The 18,859-nt window shown below is 61.3% G+C and carries 18 protein-coding genes; 10 read left to right on the top strand and 8 right to left on the bottom strand.

Annotated elements, in window-relative coordinates; genetic code table 11:
- Positions 1-55: 55 nt before the first annotated feature.
- Both NH195_RS01445 and NH195_RS01440 read right to left on the bottom strand, forming a co-directional pair.
- The gene (locus NH195_RS01445) at positions 56-487 is read right to left on the bottom strand and encodes a DoxX family protein (protein WP_066701948.1); all 432 of its coding nucleotides are present in this window, start codon (positions 485-487) and stop codon (positions 56-58) included.
- 264 nt (positions 488-751) lie between these two features.
- Entirely contained in the window at positions 752-1,447 is a 696-nt protein-coding gene (locus tag NH195_RS01440) for a DUF599 domain-containing protein (RefSeq protein WP_066701940.1), read from the bottom strand.
- Positions 1,448-1,528: 81 nt separating this feature from the next.
- On the opposite strand from NH195_RS01440, the gene NH195_RS01435 reads away from it, so the two are divergent.
- From NH195_RS01435 to NH195_RS01415, 5 genes are all read left to right on the top strand, one after another.
- A complete protein-coding gene (locus tag NH195_RS01435) occupies positions 1,529-2,965 on the top strand; it encodes an FAD-linked oxidase C-terminal domain-containing protein (protein ID WP_066701938.1) in 1,437 nt (478 codons plus the stop codon).
- A 23-nt stretch (positions 2,966-2,988) separates the two neighbouring features.
- Positions 2,989-4,080 (top strand): FAD-binding protein, encoded by a 1,092-nt coding sequence (locus tag NH195_RS01430; RefSeq protein WP_066702194.1) that lies wholly within the window; start codon positions 2,989-2,991, stop codon positions 4,078-4,080.
- Complete coding sequence (gene glcF / locus NH195_RS01425) at positions 4,080-5,372, top strand: glycolate oxidase subunit GlcF (protein WP_066701936.1); 1,293 nt, start codon at positions 4,080-4,082, stop codon at positions 5,370-5,372. The genes NH195_RS01430 and glcF overlap by 1 nt, the downstream gene beginning before the upstream one ends.
- 60 nt (positions 5,373-5,432) lie before the next feature.
- Positions 5,433-6,233 carry a trypsin-like serine peptidase gene (locus NH195_RS01420; RefSeq protein WP_066701934.1) on the top strand — a complete coding sequence of 267 codons (801 nt, stop codon included), beginning with the start codon at positions 5,433-5,435 and terminating at the stop codon, positions 6,231-6,233.
- Between the two features lie 125 nt (positions 6,234-6,358).
- The gene (locus NH195_RS01415; protein WP_066701932.1) at positions 6,359-6,838 is read left to right on the top strand and encodes an Hsp20 family protein; all 480 of its coding nucleotides are present in this window, start codon (positions 6,359-6,361) and stop codon (positions 6,836-6,838) included.
- Positions 6,839-6,927: 89 nt separating this feature from the next.
- On the opposite strand, the gene NH195_RS01410 is transcribed toward NH195_RS01415, so the two are convergent.
- The gene (locus NH195_RS01410; RefSeq protein ID WP_066701929.1) at positions 6,928-9,093 is read right to left on the bottom strand and encodes an esterase-like activity of phytase family protein; all 2,166 of its coding nucleotides are present in this window, start codon (positions 9,091-9,093) and stop codon (positions 6,928-6,930) included.
- A 156-nt stretch (positions 9,094-9,249) separates the two neighbouring features.
- Here NH195_RS01410 and NH195_RS01405 point away from each other — a divergent pair, with 156 nt between their 5' ends.
- Positions 9,250-10,494, top strand: a complete 1,245-nt coding sequence (locus tag NH195_RS01405; protein ID WP_238379673.1) for an aminotransferase-like domain-containing protein — start codon at positions 9,250-9,252, stop codon at positions 10,492-10,494.
- A gap of 58 nt (positions 10,495-10,552) precedes the next feature.
- On the opposite strand, the gene NH195_RS01400 is transcribed toward NH195_RS01405, so the two are convergent.
- Complete coding sequence (locus NH195_RS01400; RefSeq protein WP_066701927.1) at positions 10,553-11,119, bottom strand: hypothetical protein; 567 nt, start codon at positions 11,117-11,119, stop codon at positions 10,553-10,555.
- A 175-nt stretch (positions 11,120-11,294) separates the two neighbouring features.
- On the opposite strand from NH195_RS01400, the gene NH195_RS01395 reads away from it, so the two are divergent.
- Genes NH195_RS01395 through NH195_RS01385 form a run of 3 tightly spaced genes read left to right on the top strand, consistent with a single transcriptional unit; the run spans position 11,295 to position 12,727 of the window.
- Complete coding sequence (locus NH195_RS01395; RefSeq protein WP_066701925.1) at positions 11,295-11,561, top strand: hypothetical protein; 267 nt, start codon at positions 11,295-11,297, stop codon at positions 11,559-11,561.
- 9 nt (positions 11,562-11,570) lie between these two features.
- Positions 11,571-12,203 (top strand): DUF1523 family protein, encoded by a 633-nt coding sequence (locus NH195_RS01390; protein ID WP_066701921.1) that lies wholly within the window; start codon positions 11,571-11,573, stop codon positions 12,201-12,203.
- Positions 12,200-12,727: a methyltransferase family protein gene (locus tag NH195_RS01385; RefSeq protein ID WP_066701918.1), complete on the top strand. Its 528-nt coding sequence runs from the start codon at positions 12,200-12,202 to the stop codon at positions 12,725-12,727. Before NH195_RS01390 ends, NH195_RS01385 begins: the two co-directional genes overlap by 4 nt.
- Before the next feature lie 24 nt (positions 12,728-12,751).
- Here the strand turns inward: NH195_RS01385 and NH195_RS01380 are convergent, their stop codons facing one another.
- From NH195_RS01380 to NH195_RS01370, 3 genes are all read right to left on the bottom strand, one after another.
- A complete protein-coding gene (locus NH195_RS01380; RefSeq protein ID WP_066701915.1) occupies positions 12,752-15,082 on the bottom strand; it encodes an aldehyde dehydrogenase family protein in 2,331 nt (776 codons plus the stop codon).
- Positions 15,083-15,128: 46 nt separating this feature from the next.
- Complete coding sequence (gene deoC, locus NH195_RS01375; RefSeq protein WP_066701913.1) at positions 15,129-16,142, bottom strand: deoxyribose-phosphate aldolase; 1,014 nt, start codon at positions 16,140-16,142, stop codon at positions 15,129-15,131.
- A 71-nt stretch (positions 16,143-16,213) separates the two neighbouring features.
- The gene (locus NH195_RS01370; protein ID WP_081423731.1) at positions 16,214-17,056 is read right to left on the bottom strand and encodes a helix-turn-helix domain-containing protein; all 843 of its coding nucleotides are present in this window, start codon (positions 17,054-17,056) and stop codon (positions 16,214-16,216) included.
- Positions 17,057-17,241: 185 nt separating this feature from the next.
- On the opposite strand from NH195_RS01370, the gene rpe reads away from it, so the two are divergent.
- The gene (gene rpe / locus NH195_RS01365) at positions 17,242-17,940 is read left to right on the top strand and encodes a ribulose-phosphate 3-epimerase (protein ID WP_066701911.1); all 699 of its coding nucleotides are present in this window, start codon (positions 17,242-17,244) and stop codon (positions 17,938-17,940) included.
- A 12-nt stretch (positions 17,941-17,952) separates the two neighbouring features.
- On the opposite strand, the gene NH195_RS01360 is transcribed toward rpe, so the two are convergent.
- Complete coding sequence (locus NH195_RS01360) at positions 17,953-18,858, bottom strand: hypothetical protein (protein WP_066701909.1); 906 nt, start codon at positions 18,856-18,858, stop codon at positions 17,953-17,955.
- Position 18,859: the final 1 nt, after the last annotated feature.

Raw genomic sequence — 18,859 nt, 5'->3', positions numbered from 1 at the left:
AAACACAAACACCCCCGGCACAGTGACGTGTCGGGGGTGTTTCGTTGCAGAGGGGTCAGGCCGTCAGGGCCAAAGCGCCACCGCCGAGCAGGACCTGCACCAGAAGCGCCACGGCCCAGAAGGCCGGATATTCCCAGCCGCCGTTTTCGTTGGTGAACCAGAAGCCGTTTTTGCCGTGGGCAAGGATCGCGGCACCCAGAAGGGTCGGGATCAGGAGAAGCGCGACGAGGCTGGTTTGGAAGCCGAGGATCAGGGCGATGCCGCCCAGCGTTTCGGCGGCGATGGTCAGGTAGGCGAACCAGCCCGGCACGCCGAGGGAGGCAAAGAAGCCCGCGGCGCCTTTCGGCGTGAAGATGAAGTATTTCAGGTAAGCGTGGGCCATAAAGAGACCACCAAGAGAGACGCGCAGCAGCAGGGCGGCAAGCGCGATGGCGGTGACGGAACCGGCGCCGGCGACGCCGAGGATGTTGGAAGAAAGGTCGATCATGTCTGTGTCCTCATCAAAGCCGCGACGTGCGGCGTTTCGTTGAGGAGAGAGATAGGCCTATTCTATTTGGCTTTATATGTTGAAGGTGTGGAATAACTTTCTTCAATTCGTTCTGAATTCGGTCGTATGGGCTTTCTCTGATTTTCTCGGTGAGGCACGGAGGGATGCCGTCTCACTCTGAAACTGCCCGACGAAAGTCCGACAAAAGTCCGACGCTTTGCCGACGCTGAAAATGCCGGGAGCAATGTCAGGATTGGGGGAGGCTTACGGTTCTTTCCGAAGCAGGATCGCGCGCGAGCTTGAGGCGAATTCGCGGCGCAGCATGATGGCGATCACAAGAGTGCTGCCAATCAGTAAACCGACCGGGCCGAGGAGCCAGGACAGGGCACCTAAACCGAAATAAATGCCTCTGATCCCCGAATTGAACGCCCGCGCGGCGGTGATGTTCAATTCGCCCGCCTTCTGTGCGCGGGGCAGGGCTTTGGGGTCGTTTTCATCGTTGCTGACGGAGGCCATGACCACACCGCAATAGCCGAACAACCGGCTCGACCAGATGAATCTCAGGAAGGCGTTGGTGATGAAAAACAGCGCCAGAAGAATTTTGACCTCCCAGATGATCTGTGGCGCATCCAGCGCCAGATCACGCGCCACGCCGCTCAGGCGCTCGGCGTTGGAGATTGCGGCCAGCCCGCCACCGATGGCGATCAGGCAGGCGGAGGCGAGAAAACTCGTGCCTTCTCTGAGGGTTGAGAGCACGGTGGCGTCGAAGATTCGCGGCTTTCGGGTGATCATATGGACCATCCACTCGCGCCGGTAATCGGCGACCAGCACCGAGGTCGAGATCCGCGATTTGGGCGGGTTCTCGATGACATAGCCCAAAAGCCCCCAGGCCCCGACCAGATAGATCACGGCGATGGCGTCGAGCGCGCTGAAATGTCGAAGCTGGTCAATGAGTTCCATGGGGGCAGCATTACGCAAGAGCGGCATGCTTGTCACATCCAAAAATTGGTTTTAAAACTTTACCAATAGGGGAGGAAAGACATGGATATGCCAGAGCCCGAGCCGGGGACCCTTGTCAGAAAGCCGGAACTGGTCGCTCGGTTGCGCGCCGTGCTTCCTGAGGATGCGGTGATTGACGCGCCGGAAGAATTAAAGGCCTATGAATGCGATGCGCTTGCGGCCTATCGCTGTCCGCCGTTGTTGGCGGTCCTGCCGGAAACGACAGGGCAAGTATCTGAAATCATGAAAATTTGCCACGATATGGGCGTGCCCGTGGTGCCGCGTGGGGCAGGAACTTCGCTTGCGGGCGGTGCTCTCCCGACGGCGGATGCGGTGATCCTCGGCGTGGCACGCCTGCGCGAGGTTTTGGAGATCAACACCGCCGACCGTTACATCCGGGTGCAGACCGGCATGACCAATCTCTCCGTGACGGCGGCGGTCGAGGACGAGGGGTTTTTCTATGCCCCCGACCCGTCGAGCCAGCTCGCTTGCGCCATCGCGGGCAATATCGCGATGAATTCAGGCGGCGCGCATTGCCTGAAATACGGGGTGACGACGAACAATCTTTTGGGCGTCACAATGGTCATGGCCGATGGCGAGGTGGTCGAGATCGGTGGCGCGGAGATGGATGCGCCGGGGCTGGACCTTTTGGGGCTGATCTGCGGCTCCGAGGGGCAGTTGGGCGTGGTCACCGAAGCGACTTTGCGCATCCTGCCAAAACCCGAGGGTGCGCGGCCTGTGCTCTTTGGATTCGACAGCAACGAAGTCGCGGGGGCCTGTGTCGCCGACATTATCCGCTCGGGTCTGATCCCGGTGGCGATCGAGTTCATGGATCGGCCAATCATTCGTGCCACAGAAGAGTTCGCGGGCGCGGGTTACCCGGATTGCGAAGCGCTTCTGATTGTCGAAGTCGAGGGCTCGGAGCAGGAGATTGCGGATCAACTGGCGCGGATCATCGCGATTGCCAAGCGGCACAATCCGGTGGCGATCCGCGAAAGCCAGAGTGCGGAGGAAAGCACGCGCATCTGGCTCGGGCGAAAATCGGCCTTTGGGGCGATGGGGCAGATGGGAGACTACATTTGTCTCGATGGAACGATCCCGGTGGGCGAGCTGCCCTCTGTGCTGAACCGCATCGCCGATCTGGCCGCCGAGCACGGCCATATGGTCGGCAATGTGTTCCATGCGGGGGATGGAAACATGCATCCGTTAATTCTTTATAACGCCAACGAACCGGGTCAGTTGGAAAGCGCCGAGCGGCTTGGCGCGGAGATTTTGAAGCTCTGCGTCGATGCAGGGGGCTGTCTGACCGGGGAGCATGGCGTGGGGGTGGAGAAGCGTGAGCTGATGACGCATCAGTTCGCGCCCGCCGATTTGGAAGCGCAGATGGCAGTGAAGGATGTGTTTGATTCGACATGGATTTTGAACCCGGCGAAGGTGTTTCCGCTCGACGTGAGTGCCACGCGGAGGGCGCGGGCATGAGTATTTTGACAGCAAAGGAAACGCTGGCGCCGCAGAGCGAGGCGGAGGTTTGTGCGGCCATCCGCAGCACTGGGGCGTGTGTCATCGAAGGTGGTGGAACGCGACGAATCGGATTGGCCGAAGGGGAGCGTTTGATAACGCGAGGCCTCAGCGGCGTTACGCTGTATGAGCCCGGCACTCTGACCTTCGTGGCGCAGGCAGGAACACCTTTGCATGAGATCGACGCACTTTTGGCCTCGGAAAACCAAAGGTTGGCGTTCGAAGTGCCGGACCTGCGCGGACTGTTTGGGCGCCAAGGGGACAGCACTATCGGCGGTGTGGTGGCCGCGAATGCCTCCGGGCCGCGGCGGGTGGCGTCCGGGGCCTGTCGCGATTTTTGCCTTGGGGTAAGGTTCGTGGACGGGCGCGGGCAGGTGGTGAAAAACGGCGGGCGGGTGATGAAGAATGTTACCGGGCTCGATCTTGTGAAACTGATGGCGGGGAGCCATGGCACGCTTGGGGTGCTGACCGAGGTGAGCCTGAAGGTACAGCCCTTGCCGGAGACGGTGGTGACGCTGGTAGTTCCGGGATGTGATGCGCCCGGGGCGGTGGCGATCATGTCGGACATGTTGGGGCAGCCCTTCGATTTGACCGGTGCGGCTTGGCTGGGGGGTAAGGTTATGCTGCGGCTCGAAGGGTTCGAAACCTCGCTGCGTTATCGGGTCGGGCGGATGCGTGCGCGGCTGCGATGTGCGGCTGAGGAGATCTGGGGCGCTGAGGCCTGTACGCCGATCTGGTGCGGTATCCGTGATGTCGAGGCGTTTAATAACAGAGGTGGCGATGTCTGGCGGGTGTCGGTGAAGCCCTCGGAGGCCACAGGGCTGATCGAGGCGGTTCAGCCCGAGGATGTGATGTTCGACTGGGGCGGCAACCGGCTTTGGCTTTTGATGAAAGAGGGCACGGATCTGCGGGCGAAGATGACCACTGGTCATGCGACATTGGTCCGGGCATCCGATGAGACCAAGCGGCGCCTCGGGGTGTTTCATCCGCAATCGGCAGTATTGGCACGGATCAGTGCGGGGCTGCGCCATAAATTCGATCCGGACGGCAAGTTCAACCAAGGGATGATGGGCTGATGCAGACGCATTTCACCGAAGAGCAGCTTGCCGATCCGGGCATTCAGCGCGCCAACGAGATCCTGCGCGCCTGTGTACATTGCGGGTTTTGTACCGCGACCTGTCCGACCTATGCGGTCTTGGGCGACGAGTTGGACAGCCCGCGCGGGCGGATTTACCTGATCAAGGATATGTTGGAAAACGACCGGCCTGCGGATGCGAAGATCGTCAAACATCTGGATCGCTGCCTGTCCTGTCTGGCCTGTATGACGACCTGCCCGTCGGGGGTGCATTACATGCATCTGATCGACCATGCCCGCGCGCATGTGGAGAAGACCTACAAACGGCCTGTGATGGATCGGGTGCTGCGCTGGACGCTGGCAAAAATCCTACCCTATCCGGGGCGATTTCGGGTCGCTCTTTTGGGGGCGAAGATCGCGAAGCCTCTGCGCCATCTGATGCCCGATCCGCGCTTGAAAGCCATGCTGGAGATGGCGCCGACCCGTATTCCGGCCGCCTCACGCAATGACGCGCCGCAAGTGTTTCCGGCGAAAGGTGCGCGCAAGATGCGGATCGCTCTGATGACTGGCTGCGCGCAAAAGGCGCTCGATACCGATATCAACGACGCGACCATCCGGCTTTTGACCCGGCTTGGATGCGAGGTTGTCGTTGCGAAAGGCGCGGGCTGTTGTGGCGCGCTGACCCATCACATGGGCAAGGAGGCCGAGGCACACGGATCGGCCGCGAAGAACATCCGCGCGTGGATGCGGGAGATCGAAGGCGAGGGGTTGGACGCCATCGTGATCAACACTTCGGGCTGTGGCACGACGGTGAAGGATTACGGTCATATGTTTCGGACCACTGAATTGGCGGAGGAGGCCGCGAAGGTGGCGGCTTTGGCCAAGGATGTCTCCGAAGTGCTGATCGGGCTCGATCTGCCCGAAGGCAAACAGGACCTGAAAGTCGCCTATCACGCCGCCTGCTCTCTGCAACACGGGCAACAGATCAAGACCCATCCAAAGACGCTTTTGAAGCGCGTCGGGTTTGAGGTGGTCGAGCCGCGTGACAGCCATCTCTGTTGCGGCTCGGCAGGGACCTACAACCTGTTGCAGCCGGAAATTTCGCAAAATCTCAAGACGCGCAAAATCAAGACCTTGTCGGCGAAGACCCCAGATGTGGTGGCCGCGGGCAATATCGGCTGCATCATGCAGATCGGGTCGGGGATGGATGTGCCCGTGGTTCATACTGTCGAATTACTCGATTGGGCAACAGGCGGCCCAAAACCGCCCAAATTGTTCTCGAATCGGTCATAATCCCGCCTTGAACCCCCTTTAGCGCTGAACTGGGTGGATAGAGGGGCTGACGAGGCTGACATGAAGAAACTTCTGACGATTTTATTCCTGATCCTGCTGGGCGGGACGGCGCAAGCGGACAGTGTCCTGAAAACCTTCCGCACGGGCGACGACAGCAAAGGTTGGGAAGCGGTCGGGAGGCTGGATTTTGCAGGCCGCAGTTTCTGCACCGGAACGCTGATCACCGAGAGCCTCGTTCTGACGGCCGCGCATTGCATGTATGACATCTATTCGAAACAGCCCCACAAGCCCGCAGACGTGACCTTTAAGGCCGGTTGGCGCAATGGTCAGGCGCAGGCCTACCGCGACGCCAAGGCGATTTATGTCCATCCGGGTTTTTCACTTAACAGTGGGGATTTGCATGACCGGCTGGTCAATGACGTGGCTCTGATCGAATTGTCCCAGCCCGTGCGCAACAGCGCCGTGCGCCCTTTCCCAACCTCCGTGCGCCCCGAAAAAGGTCAGGAAGTGGGGGTTGTCTCCTACGCTCATGATCGCGCCGAAAGTCCGTCTCTTCAGGAGGTCTGCCATGTGATGGCGCGTCAGGGCGGTGTGCTTGTGACCTCCTGCGAAGTGGATTTCGGCTCCTCCGGCGCGCCGATCTTCGACATGACCGGCGCCACGCCGCGCATCGTGTCCGTGGTCTCCGCCAAGGCGAATTTCCGGGGCGAACGCGTGTCGGTCGGCACCTCTCTCGATGGCGCTCTGGCCGATCTTCTGCAAATGGCGTCTAATGGCCAGAGCACCTTCAAAAAGGTCGACGCCGGCCCCATGCCCGCCCTCACCAATACCGAATTCGCCGTGGGTGTGCTCGGGCAATAAGCCCCTTGAAACCGCCTCTCTCCATGCCCAGATCTTTGATGTCGGATGCCTGAACAGGGTCCGGCATATCGCCTGTCCGCAACGCGGAAGGCCCTCACTCTGGAATCGCTCAATGGAGGATACCCATGCGTAATTTTGACCTTGCCCCGCTGTACCGCGCCACCGTCGGTTTTGATCAGATCGCCGATCTGATGGACCGGGTTTTGGCCCAAGACGTCAGCCAGCCCAGCTACCCGCCCTATAACATCGAGAAAACCGCTGAGGATGCGTGGCGCATATCGCTCGCCGTCGCCGGGTTCTCGACCGAAGACATCGCCATCGAGCAACGCGAAAACGCTCTGATCGTCTCTGCCCGCAAATCCGACAGCGAGGAAGATAAGGGCAAGACCTATCTTCATCGCGGCATCGCCACCCGCGCCTTCGAGCGCCGCTTTACCTTGGCCGAACATGTCAAAGTCACTGGCGCGTCGCATGAAAACGGTATGCTGCACATCGACCTGAAACGCGAAGTGCCCGAAGCCCTGAAACCGCGCCGGATCGAGATTGCCGGGCCGAACACGGTCGCCACCAAGGTGATCGAAGGCGAACGGACAGTCGAGGTCTGAGCCCCCGTTCCGCTCTTTTTCTTGGCAAAAATACTCACATAAAAACGCCCGCCGATTTGGCGGGCGTTTCCGTACTTTAGAGACGTCGTTTATTCGACTTTGCCGATGGACCAGAAGAAGGTCTCGCCCGAGCTGTCGTCCACGCCGTCATTGTCGGTGGAGACGAAGATTTCGCCATCTTTGGTGATCGCGAGGCCTTCGACCTTGTCGACCACATAGCCATTCCAGGATTTCAGATCGGGGATCAGATCGCGCACCTCTTCCTTGGACACGACGGGGAGGTCGCCGCCCAGCGGAGCCGGAACCATTTCAGAGGCCGGGATGCGGTAGATTTTTTTGATCTTGGCCGCCGCACCGATCTGGTTGTCGCGTTCGATGACGTAGAACCAGTCGCCATGCGCGACGATCTCGGAAAGGCCGGTCCAACCGGTGTCCGGCGCGGCTTTCTCATAGCGCACAGCCCCCCATTCACCGCTCTCGATGTTATAGGCCACGAGTTTCACGGTGTTTTTCGGATCGTCTTTCCATTCGCGCTGAACCGCCATCCAAAGCGTGTCGCCGACCTTGGTGATGCCTTCGAAGCCGAAGCGCGTCTCGTTATTGAGAAGTTCGGCGGGCAAGCCGATTTCCTCGTCAATCTCACCGTCTGCGCCGATGTGATAGATCGCGTGTGGGGTCACACGGTCGGTGCGGCCTTCGGACGCGACCCAGAACCCACCTTCGCCATCGAGCGTGATGCCTTCCATGTCGAGCTTCTGCGCGGCATCGCCATTGGTGCGCACCACGCGGATCGCGTCGACGATCTTCGCGGGCGTCTGCGTCGGGTCGATTTTGAAGATGGTCGGTTGATAGCCGTAGAAGCTGTCGTTCACGGCGTAGATCATGCCGTCCTCATCCGCGACCATGCCGGAGTTCGCACCCCAGCCGGTGATCTCGTCCATGCCTTCTGACGTCAGCGTCGGGTAGGCGGCGGGGGCGTCCTGCAGTTCATAGAGCATGACATGGGCACGGGTGCCGCCGTCTTCGATGAGGTCGAGCTCGTTCGCGGTGGCCAGAAGCCCGCGTTCGGGGATCGCAATCGCGCCTTCGGGCGAAATGCCGGAGGGCAGGAGTTGCTTGAACACTGGGTTCTCTGCGTCGGTCACGTCATAGACGGAAACGGTGGAGGAGCGCTCGGAGAGGATGAAGGCATAGGTCACATCGCCGAAGGTGGCGACTTCCATGCCCTCGGGTTCCACGCCTTTGGCATCGGAGCGTTTGTCCGGGTAGTGACCGGCTTGAATGATCGGATACTCGAATGCCGCGCCCGATTCCCAGACCAGCGTGCCGTCCTTGTTGAACACGGTAACGGAGCGCGAACCTCCATCCATGTCGCCCTCGTTGGCGATCATGATGTGGTCGTTGTCGGTCCACTGAAGCCCATCGGGTTCACGAAGACGTCCCGGCTGGCTTTCGGTGAACAAAAGCGCTGCACGTTCGTCGGTGGCGTCGATGTTGTCGAGATCGACAGCACCGGCGGAGAAATGCGCGGTCACATTGCCGTCTTTGTCCATCACCACGATGTGGTTGTTTTCCTGCATCGTGACGGCCATCTCGCCCAAGGCGTTGATGTCCACGAATTCCGGCTCCGGATCTTCCGGCGCGATCTCTGCCAGGCCGGTGACGTCGATTTTCTTCAGGCTGTCGCAGGTCAGCGCTTCGTCTTTCACGCCAACAGTGACCATGTAGCCGGCCGGAAGCTGGCCGACACGACCGTCACCTGCATCCTCGTCGCGTTCGTTTTCGATCGCGATGGCAACCATGGTGCCCTCGTCATTATGCGCGGTGGAATCCGGCTGACCGCCAAGATCGCATTCCCCGGTGATCTCGCCGGTGGCCAGATCGACGGACAGGAGTTTGCCCGAGGGTTCGACATAGCTCTCAGAGGTGTTCACCGCGACAAAGGCGGTGTTGCCGATCACGGTCACGGATGTCGGTTCGCCAGCGACATCCACATTGCCTTTCGGCTGCGGGTTTTTCGGGTCGGTGATGTCGATCAGGCCCACGACGCCCAGCGGGCTGTCAGTATAGACCAGCGTCATGCCATCCGCGGAGGCGCCGATGATCTCGGCGGAGGTCTCGCGCGCGCGGTCTTCGCCCTCGGCCATGTTGTCCGGGGTGGCGAAAGCGGCGATGCGGTTGAAATTCAGTTCGGCATTGGCCCCGGTCGCGGTGATCGCGAGCGCAGAGGCAGCCAGCAGCAGATGCTTTTTCATGTTGTGTCCCTCGTCATTGCACACGCGCGGGGTTTGACGAAAGGAAATGTCGCCAGGGTGACGGTTTTGTATCATTTTTGTAAAGGGGGCTGTGCTTGGAGTGTCACGTCAGCTTTGTTGACTTAAACGTCGAAAAGCGCGAGACGGGAGCCCTGAATGGAGAAGAAAATGAGTCTGTCGCAGAATTCGCCCGCGCGCCTGAACACGCTTTTTGCCAAACGCACCCAGAAAATGAAGGCTTCCGAGATCCGCGAGCTTCTCAAGCTTCTGGATCAGCCGGATATCATTTCCTTTGCGGGCGGTATCCCCGACCCGGCCTATTTCCCGCGTGTGGCGTTTGAACAGGCGATGCTCAAGGCGACGAGCGAACAGGCGGCGGGCATTGCGCTGCAATATTCGACCTCCGAAGGCTATACGCCGCTGCGCGACTGGATCGTCGACTATATGGGGCGTCATGGCGTGAGCTGTACCCGCGACAACATCCTGATCACCGCCGGGTCGCAACAGGCGCTCGACTACCTCGGCAAGCTGTTTCTCGATCCGAACGACACGGCTCTGGTCGCTTGGCCGACCTATATGGGGGCCTTGGGGGCGTTCAACGCCTATGAGCCGCGCTATGACCGGTTCGATCCGCAGGCCAACCGTCCGATCGAAGACATCACCGCCGATGCGGAGGCCGCAGGCGGGCAGGTGAAATTCGTCTACCTGTCGTCCGATTTCGCCAACCCGACCGGCGTGACCCTGACCGAGGATCAGCGCCGCACGGTGCTCAAACGTGCCGAGGCGCTGGGCTGTGCAGTGATCGAGGACGCGGCCTATCAGGAGCTGCGCTATACGGGGGCGGAGGTCAAACCGATGCTCGCGCTGGAGATCGAAGAGAAGGGGGATATTGAGGAGTGCCGCACGATCTATCTCGGCTCGTTCTCGAAAACGCTGGCGCCGGGGCTTCGGGTCGGCTGGGCGGTGGCGGCGAAACCGGTCATTCAGCAGATGGTGCTGACCAAGCAGGCCGCCGATCTTCAGACCGCTACGATCAACCAGATCGCCGTGAACGAGGTGGCGCGTGGCGTGTTCGACGCGCATGTCGCGACTCTGCGCGAGGTGTACGGTGCGCGGTTGAACGCCATGCTGGCGGCGCTCGACCGGCACATGCCCGAGGGGGTGGAGTGGACGCGTCCCGAGGGCGGCATGTTCGTCTGGGTCACCCTGCCCAAGGGCATGGGGGGGGCGGAGCTTCTGGTCAGAGCGCTTGAGGCCAAGGTCGCGTTCGTGCCCGGTGGCGCGTTTTATGCCGATGGCTCGCACACCAACACGCTCCGGCTCAATTTCTCGATGTCGCCCGCCGCGAAGATCGAAGAGGGCATCGCCCGTCTGGGCGATGTGATCCGCGCCGGGATGTGAGCTTTCAGAGTTTCAGAATGAAAAGAGGGGCCAGTGCCCCTCTTTTTGTGTCTCGCGCTCAGTAGCCGAACCGGCCCAGCTCGCGATAGTCGATGCTCTCCAGCAGCGGCAGAACCACCTCGCGCGGTTCGCCCGAGGCCTGGACCAGAACGCGGCCCTCAATCAGGGCCGAAAGATCGCCCTCGTTGTCGAGGAATTTCTCACGCCCGACGCGCACGGTCTTCATTCCCATGGCGCCGGCATTCTGGATCATGCCGCCCATCATGCCAATCATCGGGCTGTCGACCACGATGGTGATGGTGAACTCCTCGCCCGTTTCCTTGAAATAGCGTTTCGCCGCCGCCGTGCCGCCACCCATCATGGCAAAGCCCGCGGTGGTGTCGGCATCATTTTCGGCCGTCCAGCCCTCGGGGGCTGCGGGGAGGAAGGCCGAAAGTTCGCCGGTCTTCATCTCCTGCATCAGTTGCTTGGCGTAATCGAGTTCTTCGAGCGCGTAGGTGACGTCGCCCTCCTCATAGGCCTTGAGCGCGCTGTTGAGCGTGTCGCTCACCTCGTCGGCCATGGCGGCAGTGCCGAGGCTCAGAGCGAGCGCCGTGCCCGCCAGAAGTTTGCTTGTGAATGTCATGGGACCCCTCCGATGAATGCTGTGCCGATAGCAAAACCGCTCTTCGGGAGTCGGGCAAGGGGAAGAATGGGGGCGGAAGCTCAAAACAAGAGGGCATGTGGGACATGAAACCACCTCGCACTTGTGCCGCAACGCCGCTAGAATGGGCGGTGTGTTTCAGTCCTGAGGCCAAACCATGTTGGGATTCCTGCGTTTTCTCGTGATTGGCCTCGTCCTCCTGACGGCGCTCTACATGCTTTTGGGCATCTACCTGCGCTCGCTCACCCGCGAGCGTCTCGAAGACGATTGGGAGAAAGAGGGTTCCATTGGCGCGCGCGAGGATTATGTGGAGGAGGGGATGCGGGAGTATGAACGCTCCTTCCGGCCAAAGCTCTTGCTGCTGGTCTATATCCTGCCCCTGGTCGTCTTTGCCGCGATCTTCTACGTGACGAATTCTATGTGAGGCCCCGCGATGCGCTATGTGAAATGGACCCTGATCGCCCTGATCGTGCTCTTTGTCGGAGGGTTCTTCCATTACACCCTGCCGCAGCATGACATCGTGCGGATTGTGAACACCTATCAGGAACGGCAGGATATTTCCGGCTGGACCTCGATCTTCTGGCAGGGACCGGACAATGGCACGGCGACGATGCAGAGCCGCGACGTGCAATTCATCCAGGCGGTGCGCCCCTCCGGCAAGACCATCGTTTATCGCAACGAGGACACCGGCTGGGGCTGGCCGCCCTATTTCAAATTCGACACGGCCAATCTTGCGACCGAGGCGAGCGATGCCATCTCGACCAAGAACGCGCCCGCGTGGGTTTCGGTGACCCATTACGGCTGGCGCTCGCAGGTGTTGTCGATCTTCCCGAATGCCGTCGGGATCAAACCGGTGTCCGGGCCGGATACGACGATCATTCCCTGGACGAATATCATCATCCTGACGCTCATTGCTGTTTTCCTGATCACGATCTACCGCATGTGGCAGCAGTTCCGCGAACGCACCATCGAGCCGCTGGTCGAGGATGTGGAGGACGTTCTCGAGTTGGCCGACGAGAAAAAGGACAGCGCGGTGGACAAGGTCAAACGCTGGTTCCGCAGGTGAGTTTTGTCGCCTGGCTGGTGAGCGCGGGCTATGTAGCCGGGTTTCTGGCGCTGACGGCGGCGCTGGCGCGACGCAGCGGGCAAAAGCTTTGGCTGTTTGACGCCGGCCAAGCCGGGGCGGCTTGGGGCTTTCGCATCGCGTTTGCGATCCTTGTGCTTTGGCCTGTGGTGACACGGGCAGGCGGCGCGCCGATCTGGATCGTGCCTGCGGCTGTCTCTGCCGCTTTCGCGCTCTATGCGCAGGCCTGTATGGGCCGCTCCTGGCGTATCGGCACCAAGGAGGGCGCGATCGGCGAGATCGTCACCGGCTGCCCGTTTCGCCTGTCGCGCAATCCGGTCTTTGTCGGGCAAATCGCGTTCAGTTGGTTTTTGACACCGCTCGTGGGTCTTCCCATGGCGGTGGCCGCCGCGATCATGACCGCCTCTGCGGTGATGCAGGTGCGCTCCGAAGAGGTGGTGCTGGGCCAGAATGCCGATTGGCGGCGCTATTCCGAGAAAACGCCGCGCTGGATTGGGTGGATGTAAAAAGGGGCCTTGCGGCCTCTTTCCTTATTCCCCGTAAGGCACCCAGATCGTCTTGACCTCGGTCGCCTGCGCCAACCAGTCCCGCGCCGGATATGCCCGGCTCAGCCCGTTGTTGACCCAGGTGCGTTTCAGGTTCCCGGCGCTCTCTTTCTCGATCACAGCGGAAATTTCGGCGGAGGAAAAACTCCACACCGCCTCGACATCCATATGCCCGGCCATGGTTTTCGCCAGCTCCGCGTGCGACCCGGTCAGGATGTTGACTACACCTGCGGGCACGTCGGAGGTGTCGAGCACCTGATAGAAATCCGTCGCGGCCAAAGGATAGGCCTCGGAGGCCACGGCAATCACCCGGTTGCCCATGGCAATCGCAGGCGCGATCACCTCGATCAGTCCGGCAAGAGGCCGGTCGTCACAGAACGCGCCGATCACGCCGACGGGTTCGTTCATCGCCAAAGCTACGCCGCGCATCGGCACAGGTTTCGCGGCCCCGTCCAACTTGTCGCACCACGCGGCATAGGTGAAGAGCGTGTCGATCGCCTCCGCCACTTCGGCCTGTGCTTTCGCTTCGGTCGTACCCGTCAGATCGCGGATGCGCGTGGCGAATTCATCGGCGCGGGCCGAGAGATTTTCGCCGATGAAATACAGCACCTGCGCGCGGTTGTGGGCGGTCGCTTTGGCCCAGCCTTTGGCGCCTTGTGCGGCCTCGACGGCGTTGCGAATGTCCTTGCGGCTGGCAATCGAGCTATGGCCCAACAGTTTGCCTTTGGGCGAGTAGATCGCCTGAGAATAGCCGCCATCCGGCCGCGCCTGTTTGCCGCCGATGTAGAGCTTTGCGGTGCGATCAAGGCCGAGAACCTCGACGTCATCCGGCTTCATATGCGCCTTTGCGGGCTTCACCAGCGTGGCTTTGCCCGCAGGTTTGGTGTAGGCCATCAGCCCTTCCCAACCACCTTCGCGGCCAAAACCGCTCTCGCGCACACCGCCAAATCCGGCCGCGGCATCGAACATGTTCGACCCGTTGACCCAGACGACACCCGCGACCAGTTTCGGCGCAATATCCAACGCCAGATTGACGTTTTCGGTCCAGACCGAGGCCGCCAAGCCATAGCGCGTGTTGTTCGCCACCTGCACCGCCTCGGCGGGCGTGCGGAAGGTGGTGGAGACGAGCACCGGCCCAAAGATTTCTTCCTGCATCAAGAGCGACGAGGGCTCCAGCCCCGACACCAAAGTCGGCGGGTAGAAACAGCCTTCCGGCGCCTTCACGGGTTGATGCACGGTGCCTTCCGCGCCGCCCTTGGCCACGAGGCTTTCGATCCGCGCGAGCTGTACGGGATCGACGATGGCCCCCACATCAATGCTCTTGTCCAAAGGATTGCCGATGCGCAGATTGGCCATGCGCGCCACAAGGCGGGCATGGAAATCCTCGGCAATGCCTTCCTGAACGAGCAAACGCGATCCGGCGCAGCAGACCTGCCCCTGATTGAAGAAAATCGCATCGACCAGCCCTTCGATAGCGCTGTCGATGTCGGCATCCTCAAAAACGATGTAGGGCGATTTGCCACCCAATTCGAGCGTCAGCGATTTGCCAGACCCGGCCGTCGCCTCGCGAATGCGCCGCCCCACGGCGGTCGATCCGGTGAAGGCAATTTTGTCCACGCCCGGATGCGTCACGATCATCTCGCCCACTGCGCCGTCGCCGGTCACGATGTTGACGACGCCCTTCGGCACACCGGCCTCTTGGCAAATCTGCGCAAACAAAAGCGCGGTCAGCGAGGTATATTCCGCCGGTTTCAACACCACCGTGTTGCCCATTGCAATCGCGGGCGCGACCTTCCACGCCAGCATCAAAAGCGGGAAATTCCACGGGATGATCTGGCCGCAGACGCCAAGCGCCTCACGCCCCGGCAGTTCCTCGTCCATGAGCTGGGCCATGCCCGCGTGGTAATAGAAATGCCGCGCCACCAGAGCCACGTCGATGTCGCGGCTTTCGCGGATCGGTTTGCCGTTATCCAAGGTCTCCAACACGGCGAACAAACGCGCGTGTTTCTGCACCAGACGCGCCAACGCATAAAGCACCTTGGCGCGCGCTTTGCTGTCCTTCGCCCATTTGCTCTGCGCCTTGCGCGCGGCGGTGACAGCCGCCTCCACATCGGCCTCGGTCGCCTGTGTGAGATGCGCCAGAACCTCGCCTGTGGCCGGGTTCTTCGCCTCGAACACCGCGCCCGGATCCGTCATCTTGCCACCAATGAACAACCCGAACCGATCACCACCATCCACCAGCCAGGCCAGAGCCTCCGCCGCACTTTCGGGCGCCGTGCCATAGTCCATCGTGTCGAAAATCTCTTTCACGCTCATTGCCCGCGCCCCTGCTTCTTCTTGGCAAAAATACTCATGTCCGACCTCACCCGATAGAATGTCGCCAAGAGGCCGAGTACTGCCCGGTCACATGGTGTTCCAACTGCCGCTCAATGTCGCCCAACAAAGACGACGCGCCGAAGCGGAACAGATGCGGCGAGAGCCAGTGATCGCCCAGCTCTTCCTTGATCAGCGACAGGTAGACGAGGGCATCCTTCGCCTTGGAAATCCCGCCCGCCGGTTTGTAGCCGATGCGATAGCCGGTGCGGGCGTAATAGTCGCGCACGGCCCGGATCATCACGAGCGAAACAGGCAGGGTGGCATTGACGCTTTCCTTGCCGGTCGAGGTCTTGATGAAATCCGCGCCGGCCATCATGCAAACTTGCGAGGCTTTCGCGACATTGCGCAAAGACCCCAGCTCGCCGGTGGCCAGAATGGCCTTCACATGCGCCTCACCGCAGGTGGCGCGGAACTCGCGCATCTCGTTGTAAAGCGCCTGCCAGTTGCCGGTCAAAACGTGACGCCGCGAGATCACGATGTCGATCTCCTTCGCCCCCGCTTTGACGCTTTCCTCAATCTCCTTGACCCGCAAGTGATAGGGCGAGAGCCCCGCCGGGAAACCGGTCGAGACCGCTGCAACCGGGATTCCCGTGCCGTCCAGCGCCTCGACCGCCGTTTCGACCATATCGTGATAGACACAGACAGCGCCCGTCGTGATCGCAGGCATGCCCATGGCGTCCAAGAGATCGGCGCGCACCGGATGGGCGGCCTTGGCGCAAAGACGCCGCACGCGGCCCGCCGTGTCGTCGCCCGCCAGCGTTGTGAGGTCGATCATGGTGATCGCTTTCAACAGCCACGCGGCTTGGTGGTCTTTTTTCACTGACCGACGTCCGGGCAGGGTGGCACAGCGCCGCTCGACAGCGGAGGTGTTCACCCGCTGGCGTTCGACGATGTCGAGGTCCAGCTCCATGCCGGGATTGCGCGGTTCGTGGACCTGCGGCAGATGAGCGGTTTCGGTGTCCGCACCGGCGGTGGGGACGGATAGGTCGGTCGTGCTCATCGAAAAGCTCCGTTTTCACTTGGGCGCAAGCTCGCACGGACGACGCGCCTTGGCAATCATTGACCAATCGGTCAAACCGGTTGCACCACGCCTTTTTGATATTTCACTCGATATTGCCGCGGCGTCATGCCGAACCGCGCCCGGAACAGCCGATGGAAATGGCTCATGTTCTGCAGGCCGATGTCGGTGGCGATTTCCGCCAGGCTGTCGGGGGTGCCCTTGAGACGACGCGCGGCATAGTCCATGCGCAACCGGTTGACATAATCGGAGGGCGTCTGGCCGAGGCAATTCTGCATCGTGCGGGCGACATGGGCATGGGCCTTGCCGCATTGCGCGACGAGCCCGGCGGCGCCGTCGCGGAATACCGCAGGCTCCTCGACCCGCACAAGCGCGTCGGACAGCCAGAGCGGCATGGCTTCGGTCGTCTCTCTGGCTTCGAGCGCCAGTCCGGCGATCAGCGGCAGCAGGAAGGCTTCGAGGAAAAGCGCGGTTCGGGGCGAGGCCTCCAGCGCCTTGGCGGCGGTCGAAAGCTGGGCCATCTGGCGAATGTCGCGGCGCACCTGTACGGGGATGGCGCCGGCGCCGGGGAAATATTGGCTCACTTCGGGGAAGCGTTCGACCAGCTCCCGAACCCGTTTGCGCCGCAGGATGAGGTTGACGATATGGCTTTCTTCGCCCTGTCCCTGAAGCGCGTGGGGCAGGCCGGGAGATATGAACACCAGATCGCCCTCGCTCAACGCCAGACGCGTGGCCTCCGTCACCAGACGCGCCCGCCCGTTGTGGAGCCAGAACAGTTCGTAATAGTCCTGATCGTGTAAGGCTTTCGGTCGCGTCCTTGAGAGAACGCTTCGGGAAAAGTGGTAGTCTTCCCCTTTGGACAGAATGTCGGCCTGATGCAATGACGTCGTGAGCATGTGCACAGCTTACCATAGGAAAACGGCTGATTCTCACATTTTATATGGAGCAAGGACATAAATAAGGACAGAAATACGTGACGTCGGGTGCGATTTGCCACATTCTGGGGCAGTCGCGAGCGCGTGACAGCGCGCGGCGCATCGGATAGAGCAGGCCAACCCCGCAAAGACCAAGGATTCGCAAGATGACCGCCCAGAGCTTTGACCGTTCCATCAAGATCGCGCCCTCCATCCTCGCCGCCGATTTCGCCGATTTCGGACGTGAAATTCAGGCCGTCGAGGCGCATGGCGCGGATTGGATCCATGTCGATGTCATGGACGGGCATTTCGTGCCGAACCTGACCTTCGGCCCGGCGATGTGCAAGGCGATCCGCCCGCATATCAAGACGGTGATGGACGTGCACCTGATGATCGCCCCTGTCGATCCCTATATCGACGCCTTTGCCGATGCGGGTGCCGATATTCTCACCGCCCATGTCGAGGCCGGACCGCATATCCACCGCACACTTCAGGCGATCCGGGGCGCGGGGATGAAAGCCGGTGTCGCGCTCAACCCGGGCACGCCCGCCGAGAGTGTCGAGTACCTGCTCGACATGGTCGATCTGATCTGTGTGATGACGGTGAACCCCGGGTTCGGCGGTCAGAAATTCATCCATTCCCAGATCGACAAGGTGAAGGAACTGCGCGCCATGATCGGCGATCGCCCGATCCATATCGAGATCGACGGCGGCATCGACCCGACCACCGCCCCGCTGATGGCGGCGGCGGGGGCCGATGCGCTGGTGGCGGGCTCTGCCGTGTTCAAGGGTGGTTCCGTGATCAACCCGGTACCTTACGGCGAGAACATCCGCGCGATCCGCGCCGCAGCCGAGGCCGCGCGCTAAAAGTCGCGTCGCTCAGGCGAGTGGCGTGTCCGGCAGGATCAGGGTGATGCCCTCGTCCTGCGCCAGCGCAGCAATGTCGTCCTCGTAACGCGCCGTGACCTCCGCGATCCTGGCGCTGTCCCAGCCGGGAATGTCACAGCGCGGCGACAGTGCGTCTTCGATGCCGTATTTGTCGAGAAACAACAGGATGACCCGCTCATACTGAGCATCGGTCTCCGGCGGAAATTTCGCCAGATAGGCACGAAGCCGCGTGAGACCCTCCGGTTCGAGCAACGGTTTAAGCGGCTGGAGCCGGGCCTCCAGCTTCGCATCTTGTGGCAGCGCGAAAAGGTGGCGCAAGACCCGCGGCCAGATCAGCGGTGCATCTTCGTCGCACCAGAGCGTCAGTGGCACCTCCGGCATGGTGTGGCGCAGACGCTGCACCATCTCGCGCCAGCTCAGCCGTGCGGGATCGGTGGCTTCGACAAAGCTCCGGACCGTGCGGATCGCGTTCCCCGAGGCAAGGGCGCGATCCAGGAAAACCACCGGATTGATCAGCGCCAGAGAGAGCCGGAACGACGTATTCGAAAACAGCTCGGCGACCGGTGCGATACGGCTCTCGATGCCGTTGTAAAGCACGGGCCCGGTGAAGAGATCGCGCAAGGAGCCGGCGCGCAGGTCGTCGTCCAGCACCAGATGCGCCACCTTGCCGGGGTCGGTCAGTTCTGCGAACAAAGCGTCCTGCTCCTCCGGGATTGGCGGCATGCCGTCGAGACGTCTGAGTGTCTCGTCGATGATCTTGCGGGCCTTTCGGATGGGCGGCAGGGAAATGTCGCGGGCGCGCAACAGATTCGCATTCGCCTTGGCGCTCAGGAGAATGTCGCGGCCTGTGCTGAATTGCACGCCGATATGGAAGGTGACCTGTGTCGGGCGTTCCATG

Source organism: Celeribacter ethanolicus, from assembly GCF_001550095.1.
In the GTDB taxonomy this organism is placed as follows: Bacteria; Pseudomonadota; Alphaproteobacteria; order Rhodobacterales; family Rhodobacteraceae; genus Celeribacter; species Celeribacter ethanolicus.
Note: the sequence above shows the minus strand (reverse complement) of the source record. Positions and strands in the feature narration are given on the sequence as shown.